This window comes from Streptomyces sp. NBC_00344 (genome assembly GCF_036088315.1).
Classification (GTDB): domain Bacteria; phylum Actinomycetota; class Actinomycetes; order Streptomycetales; family Streptomycetaceae; genus Streptomyces.
On record NZ_CP107997.1, the window covers coordinates 19,084 to 36,611 of the forward strand.

Sequence of the window (17,528 nt, forward strand, 5' to 3'; positions counted from 1 at the left end):
ACCGGCAATTGCATGGTGGTTTCTTCCGGGGATTCCGGAACGATGTCCGACTCGTCTCGTACCGGCGGGAAGAGACGTGAGGGGTCGGGAAGCTCGGGCGGGCGGCCCAGGATCTCGTCCGCCACGGGGAAATTGATGAGTTGTCCTTCGGTGTCGTCGTGGGACACGACGCTGCTCCCTCCTTGGGGCTTGACAACGGGTGACCGTCTCGCGTACGCGTGCGTGCGCCTGGGCGTGTGGGTCTGTGGGCGCCTGGGCGTTGGAGACGGGTCGAGGGCCGCCGCTCGGTGAGCGGCGGCCCTCGTGGACCCGCAGGGTGGTTACGCGGTGTGCTTGACGTAGAGGGCGTGCAGGTCGTGTGCCAGCGACCGCAGGGCGACGGTGTCGCCGCGCTTGAGCGCTTTCCTGCCGTGCGTCTGAATCAGCATGACGAGGAAATAGAAAGCGCCGAGATCCTCACCGTGTTTCTCAATGAACGCGTTCCGCTGCGCCATCAGATAGTCGCGGGAACGTTGCGCCCTGAGTTCGGACTTCAGGAGAGGACGCGTCACGCCGACCTCTTTCCGAGGTCGTAAATCGACGCGGGACCACCATAACCCGGATTCCGGCCGGTGTCACTGCCCTGCGGAGATTGCGGTGCGGGCTTGAGAGCCGCCTGATTCTTCTTCTGCGCCTTGGCCAGGGCCTTTTCCTTCCGGTTTTTCACGACTTCCTTGATGGTGTCGTCGTGGGCGTGGCGCTTATGGGCGCTCTTTTCCAGGCCAGAGGTGAGGGAATTGATGTGCCGGAGCAGTCCGTTCAGGGACCGTTCCACCGGGAGGGCGCGCAGCTTGGCCTGGCCCCACAGGTCGCCCTCCACACGCTTTCCGCGGCAGTGGACGCGCGTCTCGCGCTGGAGGATCTCCAGGTTCGCCTGCATGTCGAGCAGGACCCGCTGGAAGTCCGCCATATAGCGGGCGAACGCCTCGCTGTTCTGCGCGACGTCGCGCAGGGGGGAGTAGGTGCCCTCGAATGCGGAGCGGCTGTCGTCGGGATTCACAGGGGGTCCTCCGTGGGCTGTCGGATCTGCTGTAATCGGGGATCTGGGACTGCTTCCGGCAGTCGCAGCGAAGGCCAGCCCATTACCGGTGGGCTGGCCTTCACTGGTGGTGCCGGACGTTGGATCAGGTGAGGTACTTGTCCGCGTCCTCGGGGCGGAGCAGGCCGGCCTCGGAGAGCAGGCGTACCGCGCGGGCGTGGTTGACGCTGAGCTTGGTGCGGGCCTGGTAGAGGGTGACGAAGCCGTTGTCGTCGCGCGGCAGTTTCTGTACGAGGGGCAGGAGTTCGGCGTCCGTCCGTACACCTGTGCCGGTACGGTCCGCACCCGGTGACCCGGTTCCGGTTGCAGGAGACGTCGCGGCAGCTGTACCTGTACGGGCACCCGGTACGCCGTCGCCGCCGGACTGTGTACGGACACTGACCGAACCGGTACGTCCCTGTACGGCCGCGCTGGTCGTACCGGTACGCCTCGCAGCCGCTGTACCTGTACGCGCCGCCCCGCCGGGGATGGTGTGTACGCCGTCTGTACGGTCGCTGTACGGCCTGATCACTGCCGCTTCGGTGCCGCCATCGTGCGAAGGGTGGGAGGCGGGGCGTACAGGGTCCGTACCGTCCCTTTCGGCGCCCGTGCCGTCCGGTCGTACCGAGCCGTGAGCGGTGTACAGGTCGTGGCTGGCGGCCCCTGTACGGCTGGACGACGTGCCGTCCGTACCGTCGGTACGCCGGTGCGTACCTGTACGAGCGGGCATTCCGCTTGTGTTGTCCGTACCGGTACGGCCGTCCGCAGCAGCCGTAGCGCTGTGCCCGTCCGTACTGGAGTCGTGCATGAGCGTGTGGACGCGCCAGATGACGGCCACGAAGATCAGCACGACGAACGTCGTCAGCTGCCACGGCGCCGACTGACCGTCCTGGACGATGTGGGCCTGCTCGGACAAGTGGTACGTCACGTTCGCCGAAGCCATCAGCAGCAGCGCATAGGGAATGTCCTTCTTGGCGCGGAACGCGGTGACGCAGTAGACGTCGATCGACACCGGGAGCAGCGGGGCGACGTACTGATTGATGCCGACCATGCGGGCCAGCTCGTACTCGCCGGAAGCGGCAAGCCCAACGCCGGCGGCCAGCGCGACCCACGGTGCGGTTTTCCACGCCTTGCGGCTGATGTTGTGCTGCCAGCCGTTCCAGCGGGAGTTGGCCTTCTTCGCCTCCCGAGCCTCATCGAGCAGCCGGCGGGCGCGGGCCTCATCGGCCTGTGCCCGCTCAGTGACGGCCTTCGCCTTGCGCTCCGCCTCCGTGGTGATGCGGCTCGCTTCCTTCTGGGCGCCCTCCCGCAGCTGCGCGGTGACGGTCTTGGCTTCCTCCCGCAGCCGCTCACGCTGCTTGTCACACGCCTGCTTGAGCCCGGCGAGTTCGTCGGCGAGGACCTTGCGCTTGGTGGCGGCCTCCGTATCGAACTGGTCGGTGAGCTCGCGCAGCTTCGTCCGCAGCTCGGTGCGGACCTCCTCCGCCTCGGTGTGCGCGGCGGCGACACGGTCATCGGCCTCCCGGCGCCGGTCGTCGGCAGCGCTCACCGCATCCGCGTACAGCGCCTCCGCCTCCGCACGGCGCCCGTCGTACTGCTCAGCCGCCGTCGCCGCGAGCTGAGCGAACCGCTCCCGGGCCCGCTCGACCTCCCGCTGCGCCGCGGCCACCAGGTCGTCGGCCTGCTCCTGAGCGCGGGCGAGGATCCGGCCGGCGTCGATGCGGCGCTGATCGACCAGGGTGCTGATCTCGGCGAGGTCGGCTTCGGCCAGGCGGCACAGCTCGGCAACCGCCTTACCGGTCGCATCGCGGTCGGTGGCGGCCAGCTCGGTGAGGTCGGTGACCTGCGCGCGGGCCTCCCTCACCAGGATGTTGGCACGGCTCCGGGCCTGGGTCAGGAGCCGGTCGGCCTCACCGCGCGCCGCCTCCAGGTCGACCTTGGCGGCCTCGCGCTGGGCGGTGGCCTCCTGGTCGGCGTCGGCGGTGATGCCCGCGGCGCGGGTCTGCGCCTCGGACATCAGCACGGTGACCTGCTCGTGCGTGTCGGCGACGGTGCGCGCGGCGGCGGTCTCGGCTTCCGCCTGGAGGGCGGCGGCCTGCTCGCGCGCGGTGTCGATGACGTCGGCGCCACGGTCCCGGGCGTCCGCGACGCGGGCCAGCGCCTCGAAGTCCACCTCCGTCTTCGTCGTCCCGGCCGGGGCCGGGGGAGCGTCCGGGGTTGGGGAGACGCTGGGCTGCGGAGCCGGACGAATTGCCGCCGGCTTCTTGCGGGCGGTGGGCCTCTTGTTACGGGTTCGGGTGGCGGACACGCCGCCTCCTTCCAGGTCGAGTGCCGCCCGGGGGCGGCGATTCACGGGTGAGTCAGTCAGTTGTCACGCTGGGCGGGCAGCTCTGGCCGCTGGTTGGCGGTCGCGTGCTGCTGGGTCAGCCAGGCGATGGCGGCCGCGGTCATGTCGTCGGCCGCGCCGTCGGCGTTCAGCGGGGCGGTGTCGATGTCACGCATCGCGTCGGCGGACGGCAACAGCCGCATGTAGTCCGGGTTCGCGAAGTAGATCGGGCTGCCCGACGGCAGCGGCGCCAGGTCGTAGGCACCGCCCACGCAGACCCGGTCGACGCGGCAGACGACGGTGTGGCCGGAATTCCCGGTCCAGAACATCTCCGGGTCGCGGTACAGGACGAACTGGCCCCGCTGGAACGTGATCGCGGGGATGTTTCTCTGGGCGCTGTCGCACACGGTGACTCCTCGGCGGTTCAGGTGATCCGGGCTGTCCGGCTCCCCATCACCGCGAAGCCCCACCCGCCGTGGACTGGCGGGTGGGGCTTCGCGGCTCAGGCAGCCTGCAGATCGTGCTGTCACCAGCCGTTGAGAACGGCTTCGAAAGCGGGCCAGCCCAACGGTGCGGCGGCAGCGACCTCGCGGGCGTCCCGGGCGCCGCGCCGCCAGATACCCGCGGCTGTGTCGTGACCGCCGGCGGCCAGTCGGTCGGCGACCGCTTGCTGATGATCGGCGGACTGCTGGTGATCGTCGGCGATGGTTTGCATCTCCGCAAACGTGTAGGGGAGCGGGGCCGGCGGGGCGATCTCGCCGATGACGAGGTAGCTGTCGATGTCGGCGGGCGTCCAGTCGGCCGGGTCACCGTGGTCGTCGCGGAACTGTTCGAGGGTGAGCATCGGTCTCCGATCGGGTCAGGTGGAGCGACGGCGATTCAGGTAGGCGTCCTGCAGGCGGGCGAACCGCTCGAACTGACGGCCGGTCGGGCAGCGTTGTTCGGTCTGACAGGGCTCGCAGCCCTTGTGGTGGGTATGCCAGGCGTCGCTGGCCTGCATGTAGCGGGTGTGCAGGTCATCAGCCACGGGGGCCGACCTGGTGGTTGGGCATGCGCGGTGGTGCCTCTCGGGTGGAGAGCGGTGTGGGGTGGGTGTCGTTCACGCGGTAGCCGGCGTCCCACGCCCTCGCGGCCGTCGTGGCGGCGGCCGCGAGCAGGACGAGGGTGAGCGGGTGGGCCAGGCCGCGTGCGGTGATGGCCCGTACCGCGTGGGTCTGTGCGGTACGGGCCGCGCGTATGTGCAGGTGCAGTGCTCAGCCCTGCCGCTGTCCAGTGCCGCCGCAGGGGCTGCAGGTCTGGTACTCGACACCCTGGTAGGTGGTGCCGTCCGCGCCGACGTGGTTGACGGTGACCATCTGCTGGCCAGTGCCGCCGCAGGAGGTGCACGTCATCGGGCCACCCCCATCACGCTGTTGCGCTGGACAGCGGAGGCCGCCTGCGGGGCAGCTGAGCCCCCGCACCGGCACGTCCAGAAGCCGCACAGCGGGCACGCGTCGTTTGGTGCCCGGAAAATGAGCGGACTGGTGAGGAGCAGTACCGGCTGGCGCTCGAAGCCGGGAGCCATCTCAGCCAGGGTGCGCCGCGCCTGGCGGCCGGCGGACCGGGCGCGGTTGTCGCCGTCGTCAGTGAGCTGACGGACCAGCTGGTGGAACACGGCCGTCGACGACTCGGAGCGCGGTGCGTGGGCGTGGGTCATGCCGCCACGCCCCAACCGGACCGTGCACGGCGGGCGATGCGGATCGTCCTCGCCTGGACGGCCAGAGAACGCATGCGCTCGGTCTGCGCAGACTGCCTCAGCACAGAGTTGCGAGCCCCGCCATTGCGCGAGGAGTCCGGGTTCTTGCACGCCTCCGCGTAGAACTCCGTCACCAGGGCGTCCAGCTGACGCCCCTCGGTGTCGCGGTCGGCGTCGACCACGGCCGTCAGACGCTCAGCCTGAGCGGCACGGACGGCGGCGAGTTCCTGGCCCGTGAGACCCGCGCGGACCATCTCATCCGCCTGAGCGTCACCGTCGCCATCCCGCAGGGCGAGCTCCTCGCACGCAGCTCGCATCGGGCAGCCGCTGCAGAAGCGGATCGCCTCAGCGCGTCGGGCCTGCCACTCGATGTAGGTCTCACCATCGGCGCGGAAGAACTTGTCGGGGTCGGTACCGGCGCAGCGTGCGCCGGCATCGACCGCGGCCTGGAGTACAGCCCGGCGTGTATGCCGGGCCTGAGTGGATGTCATCCTGTGCATGCGTAGTTCCCCTTTGTGGAGGGTGAGCTGCGAAGACGAACCCCCGGGGAAGCAGCCCTGGGGGTTCGTCGTATTCAGGGCCGGTTGGCCCCGGGCTGCTACGAGCAGCCACGGCCGCCGCCACCCGTTCGTCCGGGTAGCGGCGGCCGTGGTCGTTCGTCGGCGTTATTCAGCTCACGCGGAGCAGCGGAAGGCTGGGGGCGCGGAACTCTGAGACCGTGTCGTCCGGGCGGCTCTTGCACGTGTTGTTGGCCTCTTCGACGGTGGTGCCGCTGCGCTTGGCCGTCGACTTCTTCGCGTCGACCGTGTCCTCACGGTGCTTCGCCCACTCGGCTTCGGTGCGCTTCGTGGCCGTGGCCACCTGATAGCGGGTGAGCAGCGCATCGAGGCGGGCGTCGCCCCGCTGCTCACGGTCGCGGCGGGGCTGGGTGCGCAGCAGCTGCTCGTACAGTGCGGCGAGCCGAGCCCCGTCGGCGCAGCGGTGAGTACCACCGCAGCGATCGGCCATGGTGCTGATCCGGCACCTCTTCAGGTGCTCGCGGTATGCGCTGAGGGCCGTGTCCCCGCTCACCGGCGCCCGGGTCATTTTGGCGATGGGCTTGGCCGCCACGGGGAGCGGTTTGTAGTACTGCCGGGCGGAACGGCGACCGTCGGTCTCCGCGAACCCGGTCTCCAGGCGCCGCCGCCACGCCTCGTACGTCACGTCAACCATGACGCGGCGGTTGCTGCCTAAGCAGCGGATCGCCTTGTCCTCGTTGGCAGTACCAGCGTGGTGCGGAACCAGCTTCTGGACCTTGGCCCGGATGCCGGTGATGGGGCACCAGGTCTTGCAGTCAGGGCAGATCAGCGACGCGCAGGCAGGCCGCAGGTCGTACTGGTGAGGCTTGAGAGTGGACACGGCGAGCGCCTCACGGGCGCTGACCTTCTTGGTACGAGTCCGGCTCTTCCGAAGACGAGCGGTGGGCTCCAACGTCGGTAGGGACATGCGGCGCTCCTTGCAATGGTCGGGGCTGCGTCACGGTGCTCTCTCCGCCCCCCCAGGCCGCACGGGAGGCCCGGCGCCCTGACGGACGGACAGCGCATCTGCGCTGCGACGTGCTTGCAGGTAGGTCGAGAAACCCGGGGGATTTGGTCCAGCCATCACCCCGGCCACCGGTGAGGGTGGACGGCTCCTACGGTCGTGCGGTGCATCTCCTCGACCTCGCTAACGAGGTCGAGGACTTAAGTGAAAGCCTTGTACGGCATAGATGTCAAGAACCTCGTTAACGAGGTATCTTGCGAGTGCGACTCTCGCCTTGGCCATGCACCCCTGCGAGATTGCGATAGTCAGCCGCCGTAAGATCGCTAGCGAGGTAGGGAGACGCATGGCGGACAAAACGGGCGCTGAGCTGCCCAAATACCAGCGGATCGCGGAAGCCCTGAGAGCGGCGATCGAGGCGGGCGAGTACGGACCCGGAGAACGACTGCCGGGGGAGAATGCGCTGGCTTCGATGTACGGGGTCGCAGCCCTGACTGCCCGTCAAGCGCTCCGAACGCTCAAGAACGAGGGGCTGGCCGAGTCCCGACGTGGCGCTGGCGTGTTCGTCCAGGCATTTCGCCCTATCCGGCGTCACGGCATTACGCGGCTGGCACGTGATCAATGGGGTGCGGGAAGGTCGATCTGGTCCGCAGATGACGATCGGCCACTCGATGTTGACCAGGTTCGCGTCGATCAACTCGTGCCCCCGCAGCACATCATTCGGGTGCTGGGGCTCGGGGAATCTGAGACTGCGTGTGTCCGCTCGCGGCGCTACGTAGTGGACGGCCGTCCGGTCATGTCGGCCATCTCGTATCTGCCGTACGAGCTGGTAGAAGGCTCGGCAATCACTCAGGCGGATACCGGGCCAGGCGGGATTTACGCGCGCCTCTCGGACCTCGGTCACACAGTTACGCGTTTCCGCGAGGAGATCCGCAGCCGGCTGCCGACGGCCGCTGAGGCTGCTGTGCTCGGGATGTCGGCTGAGCGTCCCGTGATGAAGCTCTGCCGAACAGCCTTCGACAGCGACGCACGGGCCGTTGAGATCAACGAGATGACGCTCGACAGCTCGAGCTACGTGCTCGATTACGAATTCGATGCCTAGCAGCTCGATGTCCCGCACAGTGACCCCGCTTGTTCTAGTTCGTCTTGTGGGGCCAATCACACTGGTTGGTGCTTCTGCGGAACATCACAGCGGATTGTCGAAGCCTGTGCGCACGCCCGTGCGCGTCTTTTCAACATCCGCGTACACACGGGATTCCGGAGTCTGGTCTTAGGCTCCCGGTCATGGCGATGACGGAGGCTCAGAGGGTGGGGAAGCACCACGTGGGGTGGCGGCCTGAGAAACTGCGCGAGATGCGTGAGGCTCACGGGCTGACCCTGGAGAGGGCTGGCGAGCGGCTCCGTCAGGTTGCCGAACAGGCGAAGCTGCGAGGAATCCCGGCAGCGAACCCCCAGACGTTGTGGCAACACGAGCAGGGGGAGGTCTACCCGGGGCCGCACTATCGGCGGGCGTATTGTCTCCTTTACCGGGGGACTGATCCGGATCTCGGCTTTCGTAACGCGTTGCCGGGCGAGGACACCCAGTTCAAACTGACACCCCTGGATGACCAGCGCAACGGTGGCCATGTCCTGGCTGTGGAGCGAGCGGTTCACCGGATTGCTCCCGGCATTGACGCCGCAGATCACATGGGTCTGCAGCAGCGGATCCTCGACGCCTGGAAGCGTCGGCACACAGGCGGCGATCCTCACCGGCCCGTACTGGTCCTGGTCGGCGGGTTCGCCGGCTCAGGCAAGACTGAGTTCGCACGCTTCCTCACCCAGCTAACGGGCTGGCCCCTGCTGGACAAGGATCCTCAGACCCGTCCACTGGTCGAGAGGCTTTTGGTCGCCCTGGGCGGTGACCAAAACGACCGGCACACGGAGCTCTACCGCAAGCAGGTGCGTCCGGTGGAGTACGAGTGCTTGATGCAGGCCGCTTTCGCCAATACCCGCTGCGGAATTAGCACCGTTCTGACCGCCCCGTTCATTGCGGAAATGACGAACACGGAGTGGATGCAGCGCCTGATCAACAAATGCGGGGCCCAGGGCGTGGACGTATTCCCGATCTGGGTTCAGTGTGACTTGGAGTCGATGCACGAGTACATCACCTTCCGTTCCGCGGCCCGTGACTCGTGGAAGCTGCAGCGCTGGGAGGAGTACCTCTCGACCATCAATTTGGATCTACGTCCGGCCGTGCCGCACGTGGTTGTCGACAACCGTCTCGGGGCCGCAGTTTCTCTGGCTGATCAGGCCCGGCATGCGATCGGGGCGGTGTACGCATGAAGCCGGGCGTCATCCTCTACGGGCCGCCAGCGTCAGGCAAAGACACCGTCACCGCTGCGCTGGCACGACTTGATGCAAGGTATCGGCAGTTCTCACGGCTCAAGGTTGGCTCAGGCAAGAGCGCCGGTTACCGGATGGGCACGCCAGAGCAGCTGCGAGAGCTGGAATCCGTGGGCAGCGTCATCTATGCCAATAGCCGGTATGGCAACACGTACGTGATCGACACCCCGGGCCTGAAGAACGCGTTCAATGCGGGAGTGCCGGTGGTGCACCTCGGTCAGATTGACGGCATTCATGCCCTGGTCGATGGTTGTCCGGCAGCCTGGGCTCTGGTGGTGCTGTGGTGCTCAAAGGTCGTGACCGGAAAGCGCTCCGAGGCGCGAGGAGACACCAACTCAGCCGCACGCCTGGCGGCATGGGAGGAGACGCGCGAGGACTTGGATGCGCACCCGGAGGTGCTCTGGGACCTCACGGTGGAGACAGTGACGACGACGCCGGATCAGTCGGCGCTGCTCATCCACCAGCTGCTGGCTCAGAGGGCGGGAGCGGCAACGTGACAACGGGTTACGGCTGGGTGAGCTTGCTAAGGGCGTCGGTGAGCGTGAGCTTTCTGTTGTTCTTGGCGTCGTCCCACCGCGCCAGCGTTGTCGCGGCCGCGCGTAGCAGCTCGGGCGGAAGGCCAGCAGCCGCAAGCATGTCGGCGGCTTCCTCCAACTCCGGGCCCCACCGCCAGGCGCGCGCCGCAGTCTTCGCGATGTACTCAGGCTCAGCAAGGTACGAGTCGCTGCGGCGCGAGGCGATGTCGACGAGCTCCTGTTCGACTCCATGTTCCTTAGCCAGCCCAATCGACAGTGCCACTAGCACCCGCGAAGTCTTCTGGAAGCTCGCGTACGCGAGCTTGAGTGCGGAAGCCTGTCCGATGGCGCTCCCCAGGCAATTCGTTCGTACGGCCGTGCCGCTGAAGAGCGCTTCGAGGCCCGCGGTCGCGGCAGCTGGGCCAGAGAGGTACAGCGTTGGCGTTTTACCGTTTACCGGTGGAGAGCCGACCACGCCGCCGTCGACTACCGCTTCGGCCCGCAAAAGCAGTGCCGCGATGCGCTGTGTCCGTTCGGCGGTGATGGCGTTCGCTTCGACATACACCCCGGAGAAATTGCATGCGGCGACGTCGCGAGCGAGGCCTTCGGCGGCCGCAGGCGGACACAGGCTAATTACCGTGTCCGCCCGGTCCAGTAGCTCCTGCAGGGTAGGAACCGGTTCCAGACCATGCTGCTCCGCACGGGCAACGCTCTCGGGGCTACGCCCTGCGGTGCACCAGAGAACGGTTGACGCGTTGGTCGCCGCGCACCCCGCGACGGCAGCGCCCATGCTGCCTGGGTGCAGGATGCCGATGGTCTGCTGGTTCACGCTGCTACTCCGGTTTGGTGTTGAGCAGAATGCCGATCGCGTCGACGACATCGTTAACGGTGCGATCGGGGCTTGGAACGTCGGAAGACCAAAGGCGGCTGCGCACCCAGATGGTGCGCAGCCCGGCTCGGTGGCCGCCGCCGATGTCCCCGGCGGGGTTGTCTCCGACCATCCATGCCCGGCTATGAAGGGCGGAGCCGCAGCGTCTGGCCGCGAGCTCGAAGAGTCTGGGAGAGGGCTTCCTAACGTCGATATCGCCGGACACTGCGACTCCGTCCACGAGACCCGTAAGGCCGGCCGCGGTGAGCTTGGCGCGTTGGATATCGCTGGCGCCGTTGGTGACAACGCCGATCGTCCAGTTGTCGGCACGCAGTTGGGTCAGGCCCTCAACGACGGTGGGCCGACAGGAGGTGGCGGCCACCATGCCTTCGACGTACGACAGCCACAGACGCTCCCAAGGAATGGTCAGCGCGAAGGCTTCCTGCATCCGGACAAAGTCGGCGACGCTGACACGGTCGGCAAGTTCCGCCAGTATCCAGTTCTCGATCTCGGGGCCCAGGGCGAAACCCTGACAGACACTGGTCACCGCACTGATGAATGCTGCATTCCGGTCGACCAGAGTCCCGTCCAAGTCAAAGAGGGCAAGAGGGCGCTGCACGTCAAAGACACTACATTGCTGGTCAGCAGCCTTCGGTGCGCCGGACGATGGCAGGCCACCCACCACCTTGCTGTCGACTTTGGCGACACGCCGTCAATTCGCTTGCTCGTTGCGGCCCGTACAGGCACAGCGCTATGTATAGTTTCGCGTCTACGGATCAGTAAGGGGGCTCATGATGTCAGAGTTGTTTGATGCAGTTGACGCCCTGTTGGCGCGTCCTGCCTTCCCTCCTCCCGTACGCGCACGCCTGCGCCGCGCCGACGGGCTGACTCAAGCGGAGGTAGCTGCAGCGCTCGGCGTTTCTCGTCTCTCCTTCCAGCGCTGGGAGACAGGCCTTGCCACCCCCCACCCGCGGCACCGAGCGGCCTACACGCGCCTCCTGGAGGGACTGGCAGCGAAGCATCCTGCCGCTGTCGAGCACGAATCCACGCAAGCCGAAGCAAGTTAGAAAGACGTCATGACTGCCCTAGGTCCGTAAACGCGAAGCGGCCCCCGTCGCCACAACGGGGACCGCTTCCTAGCGATCGACTCGCCCGAGCTTCGACACTCTCGAGTCGTGAGCAGTGAGGTGACCTCTCTGCCGGGTGATGCCCGTGGATCTTACGATCCGCGCGGTCACCTACCCCCAGAATAGGCATCCGCCACCAGATAGCCAGTACAGGGCGCATTTTCACCCTAATTGTCTGGTCACATTCGCTGCTCCCGACTCCCCTACAAGGGGAGATGCACCGCATGCACAGTCAATTCCATCGGCGTCTGCCTCCAGCTGCAATCTGCGTCACTCCGGATGCGAGCGCTGTTCGAGGCTGCTGCTCCCGCCCTGGTGCGGGGGTGAAGTGATGGTCGCGAATGACGACAGCCAGTCCGTCGAGATGCTGGCCCCTGATACCACTGGGTTCTACAGCTCCAACCTGCTGGACTGGGTTCCTCTGTGCCCCCAGCTGCGAGACTCCGCTATCCGCCTGTACTGGATCATGCGTGCACTCGTGATCGAGAAGCACGGCCCGGTGCGGAAACTGACGCTGCTCCAGCTCTGCTATTTGCTGCCCGCCAAGCCTGCGGCTCCAGGAGAAACAGTGAAGCCGTCAAGCCTCGCCCGGATCCGCTCGCTGCTGGATGACCTGACAAAGGTGGGGCTGGTCACGACTCCGGACGGCAAGCAGGTCAAAACGTCCTCCCGCGCCAACGCCTCGGCAGGACCACTGCGCCTACGGATCAATGACCGTCCGTTCCCCGGCTATGCAGGGCCTCGCAACGCGTTCGCCGCTCTGGACTCCGTGCGGCCTGCGGCCGCCGATGCGGCAACGACGGCTATCCGCAAAGAGGCGGCGCGAGAGGCTGCCCGGAAGGCAGCCAAAAAAGCGGCTCGTGCAGTTGAAAGTGCGGGCCAGATTTCTGGCCCGCACATGGAAGCGGGCCAGATTTCTAGCCCGTCGGGCCAGATTTCTAGCCCGTCGGGCCAGATTTCTAGCCCAGATCCGGGCTCTGACCTGCAAGATCGCGTTCTCCCGTTCAGTCCTTCCACTCAGTCCTCCCGCTCACGTCCGACTCCCGTCCGTCCATCCGTTTCGGTAGGGGACCGCGCGAGCGAAACCGGGGACGGAGGGACGGACGGACGCGGCGTCATCGAGGACCAGGAGAAGCAGGAGCTCGGCCCGGCCGGTGGTAGAGAAACGGCGTCAGCTAGCGCCGCGCCGATCAACAAAGCAGCAACAGAAAAGCGCTCGGCGCTTGTGGTCGGTGAGGTGGCTGTGACGATGACACCCGGTATGGAGGTCCTGCGGGCCATCGCGGCAGAGGTGCCGGAATGGACTCTGACAGGCAGCACGCTGCTTGACCAGGGCCGCACGGTCACCGGCATGCTTGCCGGCGGGTTCACAGCTCAGGAGATCCGGCACGTCCTGGTCTCGAAGCCCTTGCCGGAGAAGCTGACGCACTCGGTCGGCGCGATCGTCGGTCGCCGACTGCAGGACCTGCTGACCGCCGGGCCCGCGAGCCGCGCCCGTCCCATCCCCGCGCAGTCCGCGAGCCGCCCGGAGCGCGGTGGCACCAACAGGCCGACGCCGACGCCGCCGCCCGTGGCGGAGCTCCAGGCCAGTCTGGACGCTGTGGTCCGGGGCGAGACAGCGATGCGTTGCTGCGTCGGAGACGGCGGACTGTGCGATCGCCTCGCTCTGCCTGGCGAGACCTTCTGCTCCCGGTGCCTGCACGGAGACGATCCGGTCTGTGCCGCCGGGTGCGGCCGTGCCGTGACCGCTCCCGGAGCCCACTGCATCCCGTGCGTGAACGCGGACCAGCACGACGAGGAATGCCCCGGCCACGACGAGCAGCTGTGCGGCCGGCCGGTCCAGACGGTCGGTGGCCTGTGCTGGCGCTGCGAGGCTGCCCGGACAGAACCCCGCCGCCGGTCAGAATCCAACTGGCGCGAGGAAGTAGCCGAAGCCACCACAGCAGCAGCCGCTGCAACTCTGCCCGCAGCATCCGTGGCGCCGTTCTGAGCGGCCGTCAGGCACCGATCGCCCCGCCAGTGCGGTTTACCGCGCCGACGGGGGCGAGATCGGCGCTCACGGCGGCACACAGACGATTGTGCAGCAGCGAAAGGACCCTGAATGGGCATCATCGGCGACAGCCTCGACAAAGCCGCAACCAACGTGTTCACCCGCCCGATCCCGAAAACCGCCGGCGCCCAGATCCGCTTCCTCGTGAAGCACGAGAAAGGCTCCACCCGCACGGTCGCCCAGCGCCTGGGCATCTCCCAGCGCACCGTGGAGCGCTACCTCACCGGCCAGATCAAAAAGCCCCGCCCCGACCTCGCGGAACGCCTCGCCGGCGAAGTCCGCAAGGACTGGCAGCCGTTGATCCGCCAACGCGCCCGCAAGCAGGCAGCGACCGAGGGCGGCATCACGATCGAGACCCGGGCCCGCTTCGGGTTCACCGCAGCGCCCGGAACGACGGACGACGGACGCCTCCGGCTGATTACCCAGCACCTCCCACCCGCCTACGCGGCCCGGCTGTTCGCCGCACAAGAGCAGGGCGCCACCGAGCAGCGGTTGCAGAACATTGCTGCTGAAGGGCTTCAGGAGCAGTACTTCAAGGACCGCGGCCGCCGGGCCGAGGGGCTCGTGGTGGAGCTCACCGATATCGACTACATCGAGCTTGGCTACTAGCTTTTGGAACGGAGGTTCGAATTATGGGGTTACGAGAAGTGGTCCGAAGCCTGCGTATACCGGACTGTGGGGCCCAGTACGCCCCTGGCCGGGGCATCGTTAGGCAGCACACGCCCGCCCGTCGTGGCGTGATCGTGTGTACGGCAGCAGCAGGAGGAGAACGGTGAGCGACCGCAGCGCCATCGAATGGACCGAGGCGACCTGGAACCCGACCACCGGCTGCGACCGTGTCTCGTCCGGCTGCGACAACTGTTACGCCCTGACGCTTGCGAAGCGGCTCAAGGCGATGGGTGCGGCGAAGTACCAGAACGACGGTCACCCCCGCACGTCCGGCCCCGGTTTTGACGTCACTTTGCACCCGGACGCGCTGAGCGTCCCCTACGGCTGGAAAAGCCCGCGGGTGGTGTTCGTCAATTCGATGTCCGATCTCTTCCATGCGCGGGTGCCGCTGGACTTCGTCCGTGAGGTGTTCAAGGTCATGGCCGATACGCCGCAGCACACCTACCAAGTGCTGACCAAGCGGGCCCGGCGTCTGCGGCAGATCGCACCGAAGCTGGACTGGCCGGCGAACCTGTGGATGGGCGTGTCCCTCGAGACGGAGACCGAGCTGCCGCGCGTGGACGACCTGCGCCACGTGCCTGCAGTTGTGCGGTTCCTGTCCTGTGAGCCGCTGCTCGGGCCCCTGCCCGACCTGGACTTGGACGGTATCGGCTGGGTCATTGCCGGCGGCGAATCCGGAGCGGGCCACCGCCCCTTGGACGAGGCTTGGGTGACCGGGATCCGCGACACCTGCCAGGACGCCGGCGTGGCGTTCTTCTTCAAGCAATGGGGCGGGCGCACGCCGAAGGCCGGCGGCCGCATCCTGGCGGGCCGCACCTGGGACGAGATGCCCCTGCCGATCGCAGCCTGACCCACGCAAAGAGCACTGGCCCTGGCGGGTGCATCCGCCAGGGCCTTCGCGTGTCAGGCGGCAAGACGGCCGGGCCGCACGACGATCTCGCGTATTTTCCGCTGACCCACGCCGTCGCTGGGTGTCCTTCCCCGTTCGTGCAGCAGCCGGACCGCTTTGCGTACGGCGGGCTCAGTGACCTGCCCGTAGTACTTGCCAAAGATCTCCAGGGTGTGGTCGACCAGCTTCACCGGCCGGCCCGTGCGGCGCAGCAGCTCCTCTAGGTTGTCTGCGATCTTGGGGACAGCCTTGGCCTCGACTTCCTTGGGATCTGGCGCCATGGAGAAGAGCGCCGGATCCTCGCGTAGTTCGAGGGTCTTCCACCATTCGTCACGGGCACGGGCCACCGTGTCGCCGAACACCCACAACCCATACTGGCTGCGGGTCGCGAACACCAGGTGATACACCGGTTTCACAGTCGGCGAATGGGCCACTGCCACCGACTGCACGAACATGCCGGTCCGCAGCGCCAGACGCCGCTTGTACTCGGCCGCCACCGCCTGCGCCGCATCCTGCCCCGGCCGGCCGGCAGCGAAGTACTCACGCCACCAGGGGCCGCCGCAAACTTCGTCGAAGCGTTCCAGTGACCGCTCGTTGCCCTTGGGGGAGCGGACGTGCCCGCCCAGCCGCTGCACCGCCATCATGCTGAAGTTCATCAGCAGCTCGGTCGCCGGCCGCCGCTCCCGCCGGTGCTGCGCCAGCACATTCACCAGGCGATCCATCGGCAGACACAGCCCGCACGGATCCAGGAACAGGAACAACGGCACCCCGGCAGCCTGCCGCACCACGTCATCGAGCACGTCGTCGACACCGCCCTGGTGCGCCTCGGCCTGCACGCCGCGGTTGCGGTAACCGCTGACGACCTCCTCCAGCCGTGCGAACGACTTCGCCTGTTGTTCGACGAAGAAGCACGAGAGATTGAGTCCGAGCTTGCGGTGATGGGAGGCCACTCGCAGGGCTATCTCTGCAGAGCCGGGCTCACCGCTCGCGTAGCGGCCCTCACCTGCATATCCGTCCAGGTACACGACGCGTTTGTCCTGCGACTGCGTTCCCGTCATCCCGCCGAAAGGCGGGAGATACCGCTTGAGGAGTTCATGCTTGAAGACGCTCGGTAACGCCTTGCCCTGCCAGTAGGCCCCGCCCGTGCCAGATGACATGTCCCCACCCCTGCCACATCAGTGTCGGCTCCATCACAGATAGTGAAGCAAGCGGCAAAGTTCGGGCAAGACCACCTGAAGCGGCCTGCTCAAAGGCACACTCAGGCAGAGGGAGACTTTCGGGCGGTTCCCCCACGGAGAGCTACCGGGGCATCCACCGTGGCAGGACCCGTGGCTTGGCTACCTGTCGGATGCCTCGCCGCACCTCTGAGCTGGGCAAACACAAAAATTCCTGACGCTCCCCCGTAGACATTTAAGTAAGTCGTTGATAGTCTTGCCGGGCCAGACCGCTCCTGCGTACGCAGAGCCTGCGGTTAGGCTGATCGACAGCAGGCCCGCGGCTCACGCCGGGGCCTGTTTTTTATGGACATCTGCAGGAGAGTTCCATGTCATGCAGATACTGGGCGTACCAGTCCCACATGAACTGCCTGCTCCGCTTCTTGCGGGCTGCCTGATAGGCACAGTGCACGGCCAGGTCTGCCATCTGCACGAGTTGACTCGCCTGGGCCGGCTGCAACCAGCCATCTTCGATCACGCGCCTTGAGTCCAGCTTCAGGCCACGATGAGCAGCCCGCACATGAGGGTCCTGCACATTGTCCTTGCCCCCGTCGACGATCACTGCGCCCCACGCATCCTCCTTCTCCAGCTCCGCGTTCAGGGCTTTGATCAGTGCCACGTAGGCGTCTGCTTTCACCGCCCCGGGCGTCTCGCAGGTCAGGATCCGCACGTGGTGATCCTTCAGCACACCGATCTGCTTCAGTGCTTTCTCTGCGATCTCGCGGCGTAAGCCCTGGCTACTGTTGACCAGGTTGTCCGGCTGATCCGGCACGGGCTCGCCCTGGCCCTTGAGCCACTCGTAGGTGTGCAGTTCGAAGTCCGCCGGCACACCGTGCTTCCTATAGAGCCATTTGCGGAACAACAGCCACTGACGCAGCACCTTGGACCAGCGTTCCATCGGCACCAGTAACGCGGTGTACAGGCTTGATATCTCGTCACCAGAGTCGTCGGTGTAGATCAGGTAGCTGGTCACCCGCACACTGTAGAACCCGATGAAGCCGCTGGAGAGCAAGCTCGGTAAGACGAGACGCCCTGTCAACCGATCTCCCCCGGAAGCGTCTCGCTGCTGAAGTCCGCAAGGTGGCAGCCGTTGGTCCGCAAGCGGGTCGGCCGGCAGCGACCGCTACCTGCATCACGATCGAGACCCGGGCCCGTTTCGGGTTCACGGCAGCGCCCGC

At 66.8% G+C, this 17,528-nt stretch carries 21 protein-coding genes; 7 read left to right on the forward strand and 14 right to left on the reverse strand.

Annotation, left to right across the window (positions count from 1 at the left end; translation table 11 throughout):
• Positions 1–320: 320 nt before the first annotated feature.
• From OHS16_RS31775 to OHS16_RS31820, 10 genes are all read right to left on the reverse strand, one after another.
• Positions 321–551 (reverse strand): carbohydrate ABC transporter, encoded by a 231-nt coding sequence (locus OHS16_RS31775; RefSeq protein ID WP_328541083.1) that lies wholly within the window; start codon positions 549–551, stop codon positions 321–323.
• The gene (locus OHS16_RS31780) at positions 548–1,039 is read right to left on the reverse strand and encodes a hypothetical protein (RefSeq protein WP_328541084.1); all 492 of its coding nucleotides are present in this window, start codon (positions 1,037–1,039) and stop codon (positions 548–550) included. Before OHS16_RS31780 ends, OHS16_RS31775 begins: the two co-directional genes overlap by 4 nt.
• 124 nt (positions 1,040–1,163) lie before the next feature.
• Entirely contained in the window at positions 1,164–3,365 is a 2,202-nt protein-coding gene (locus OHS16_RS31785; protein WP_328541085.1) for a hypothetical protein, read from the reverse strand.
• A 56-nt stretch (positions 3,366–3,421) separates the two neighbouring features.
• Positions 3,422–3,790 (reverse strand): hypothetical protein, encoded by a 369-nt coding sequence (locus OHS16_RS31790; protein ID WP_328541086.1) that lies wholly within the window; start codon positions 3,788–3,790, stop codon positions 3,422–3,424.
• Between the two features lie 119 nt (positions 3,791–3,909).
• The gene (locus OHS16_RS31795) at positions 3,910–4,227 is read right to left on the reverse strand and encodes a hypothetical protein (RefSeq protein WP_328541087.1); all 318 of its coding nucleotides are present in this window, start codon (positions 4,225–4,227) and stop codon (positions 3,910–3,912) included.
• A 15-nt stretch (positions 4,228–4,242) separates the two neighbouring features.
• A complete protein-coding gene (locus OHS16_RS31800; protein ID WP_328541088.1) occupies positions 4,243–4,410 on the reverse strand; it encodes a hypothetical protein in 168 nt (55 codons plus the stop codon).
• A 226-nt stretch (positions 4,411–4,636) separates the two neighbouring features.
• The gene (locus OHS16_RS31805; RefSeq protein WP_328541089.1) at positions 4,637–4,774 is read right to left on the reverse strand and encodes a hypothetical protein; all 138 of its coding nucleotides are present in this window, start codon (positions 4,772–4,774) and stop codon (positions 4,637–4,639) included.
• Positions 4,771–5,079, reverse strand: coding sequence for a hypothetical protein (locus OHS16_RS31810; RefSeq protein ID WP_328541090.1), 309 nt, complete (start codon positions 5,077–5,079; stop codon positions 4,771–4,773). Before OHS16_RS31810 ends, OHS16_RS31805 begins: the two co-directional genes overlap by 4 nt.
• Complete coding sequence (locus tag OHS16_RS31815; RefSeq protein ID WP_328541091.1) at positions 5,076–5,609, reverse strand: WhiB family transcriptional regulator; 534 nt, start codon at positions 5,607–5,609, stop codon at positions 5,076–5,078. The genes OHS16_RS31810 and OHS16_RS31815 overlap by 4 nt, the downstream gene beginning before the upstream one ends.
• 178 nt (positions 5,610–5,787) lie before the next feature.
• A complete protein-coding gene (locus OHS16_RS31820) occupies positions 5,788–6,603 on the reverse strand; it encodes a hypothetical protein (protein ID WP_328541092.1) in 816 nt (271 codons plus the stop codon).
• 379 nt (positions 6,604–6,982) lie between these two features.
• Between OHS16_RS31820 and OHS16_RS31825 the strand changes: the two genes are divergently transcribed.
• From OHS16_RS31825 to OHS16_RS31835, 3 genes are all read left to right on the forward strand, one after another.
• Entirely contained in the window at positions 6,983–7,738 is a 756-nt protein-coding gene (locus OHS16_RS31825) for a GntR family transcriptional regulator (RefSeq protein ID WP_328541093.1), read from the forward strand.
• A gap of 182 nt (positions 7,739–7,920) precedes the next feature.
• The gene (locus OHS16_RS31830) at positions 7,921–8,958 is read left to right on the forward strand and encodes an AAA family ATPase (protein WP_328541094.1); all 1,038 of its coding nucleotides are present in this window, start codon (positions 7,921–7,923) and stop codon (positions 8,956–8,958) included.
• Positions 8,955–9,515 (forward strand): phosphotransferase-like protein, encoded by a 561-nt coding sequence (locus tag OHS16_RS31835; protein WP_328541095.1) that lies wholly within the window; start codon positions 8,955–8,957, stop codon positions 9,513–9,515. Before OHS16_RS31830 ends, OHS16_RS31835 begins: the two co-directional genes overlap by 4 nt.
• Before the next feature lie 7 nt (positions 9,516–9,522).
• Here OHS16_RS31835 and OHS16_RS31840 read toward each other — a convergent pair whose 3' ends face one another.
• Positions 9,523–10,362 carry a DUF1932 domain-containing protein gene (locus OHS16_RS31840; protein ID WP_328541096.1) on the reverse strand — a complete coding sequence of 280 codons (840 nt, stop codon included), beginning with the start codon at positions 10,360–10,362 and terminating at the stop codon, positions 9,523–9,525.
• A gap of 4 nt (positions 10,363–10,366) precedes the next feature.
• The gene (locus OHS16_RS31845; protein WP_328541097.1) at positions 10,367–11,020 is read right to left on the reverse strand and encodes an HAD family hydrolase; all 654 of its coding nucleotides are present in this window, start codon (positions 11,018–11,020) and stop codon (positions 10,367–10,369) included.
• A 175-nt stretch (positions 11,021–11,195) separates the two neighbouring features.
• On the opposite strand from OHS16_RS31845, the gene OHS16_RS31850 reads away from it, so the two are divergent.
• From OHS16_RS31850 to OHS16_RS31865, 4 genes are all read left to right on the forward strand, one after another.
• Positions 11,196–11,468, forward strand: coding sequence for a helix-turn-helix domain-containing protein (locus OHS16_RS31850; protein WP_328541125.1), 273 nt, complete (start codon positions 11,196–11,198; stop codon positions 11,466–11,468).
• A gap of 391 nt (positions 11,469–11,859) precedes the next feature.
• The gene (locus OHS16_RS31855) at positions 11,860–13,518 is read left to right on the forward strand and encodes a hypothetical protein (protein WP_328541098.1); all 1,659 of its coding nucleotides are present in this window, start codon (positions 11,860–11,862) and stop codon (positions 13,516–13,518) included.
• Positions 13,519–13,629: 111 nt separating this feature from the next.
• The gene (tpg, locus tag OHS16_RS31860) at positions 13,630–14,187 is read left to right on the forward strand and encodes a telomere-protecting terminal protein Tpg (protein ID WP_328541099.1); all 558 of its coding nucleotides are present in this window, start codon (positions 13,630–13,632) and stop codon (positions 14,185–14,187) included.
• A gap of 163 nt (positions 14,188–14,350) precedes the next feature.
• Positions 14,351–15,097 (forward strand): DUF5131 family protein, encoded by a 747-nt coding sequence (locus OHS16_RS31865; protein WP_328541100.1) that lies wholly within the window; start codon positions 14,351–14,353, stop codon positions 15,095–15,097.
• Between the two features lie 53 nt (positions 15,098–15,150).
• On the opposite strand, the gene tcmP is transcribed toward OHS16_RS31865, so the two are convergent.
• Both tcmP and OHS16_RS31875 read right to left on the reverse strand, forming a co-directional pair.
• The gene (tcmP, locus tag OHS16_RS31870) at positions 15,151–16,293 is read right to left on the reverse strand and encodes a three-Cys-motif partner protein TcmP (RefSeq protein ID WP_328541101.1); all 1,143 of its coding nucleotides are present in this window, start codon (positions 16,291–16,293) and stop codon (positions 15,151–15,153) included.
• Between the two features lie 361 nt (positions 16,294–16,654).
• Positions 16,655–17,323, reverse strand: a complete 669-nt coding sequence (locus OHS16_RS31875; protein ID WP_328541102.1) for a hypothetical protein — start codon at positions 17,321–17,323, stop codon at positions 16,655–16,657.
• Between the last annotated feature and the right edge of the window lie 205 nt (positions 17,324–17,528).

What these genes read in the sequence shown, in the direction of transcription:
- OHS16_RS31815 (WP_328541091.1), bottom strand. Translation starts at nt 5,609, where the DNA reads ATGACATCCACTCAGGCCCGGCATACACGCCGGGCTGTACTCCAGGCC.
- OHS16_RS31805 (WP_328541089.1), bottom strand. Translation starts at nt 4,774, where the DNA reads ATGACGTGCACCTCCTGCGGCGGCACTGGCCAGCAGATGGTCACCGTC.
- tcmP (WP_328541101.1), bottom strand. Translation starts at nt 16,293, where the DNA reads ATGTCATCTGGCACGGGCGGGGCCTACTGGCAGGGCAAGGCGTTACCG.
- OHS16_RS31855 (WP_328541098.1), top strand. Translation starts at nt 11,860, where the DNA reads ATGGTCGCGAATGACGACAGCCAGTCCGTCGAGATGCTGGCCCCTGAT.
- OHS16_RS31825 (WP_328541093.1), top strand. Translation starts at nt 6,983, where the DNA reads ATGGCGGACAAAACGGGCGCTGAGCTGCCCAAATACCAGCGGATCGCG.
- OHS16_RS31810 (WP_328541090.1), bottom strand. Translation starts at nt 5,079, where the DNA reads ATGACCCACGCCCACGCACCGCGCTCCGAGTCGTCGACGGCCGTGTTC.
- OHS16_RS31835 (WP_328541095.1), top strand. Translation starts at nt 8,955, where the DNA reads ATGAAGCCGGGCGTCATCCTCTACGGGCCGCCAGCGTCAGGCAAAGAC.
- OHS16_RS31850 (WP_328541125.1), top strand. Translation starts at nt 11,196, where the DNA reads ATGTCAGAGTTGTTTGATGCAGTTGACGCCCTGTTGGCGCGTCCTGCC.
- tpg (WP_328541099.1), top strand. Translation starts at nt 13,630, where the DNA reads ATGGGCATCATCGGCGACAGCCTCGACAAAGCCGCAACCAACGTGTTC.
- OHS16_RS31830 (WP_328541094.1), top strand. Translation starts at nt 7,921, where the DNA reads ATGGCGATGACGGAGGCTCAGAGGGTGGGGAAGCACCACGTGGGGTGG.
- OHS16_RS31795 (WP_328541087.1), bottom strand. Translation starts at nt 4,227, where the DNA reads ATGCTCACCCTCGAACAGTTCCGCGACGACCACGGTGACCCGGCCGAC.
- OHS16_RS31820 (WP_328541092.1), bottom strand. Translation starts at nt 6,603, where the DNA reads ATGTCCCTACCGACGTTGGAGCCCACCGCTCGTCTTCGGAAGAGCCGG.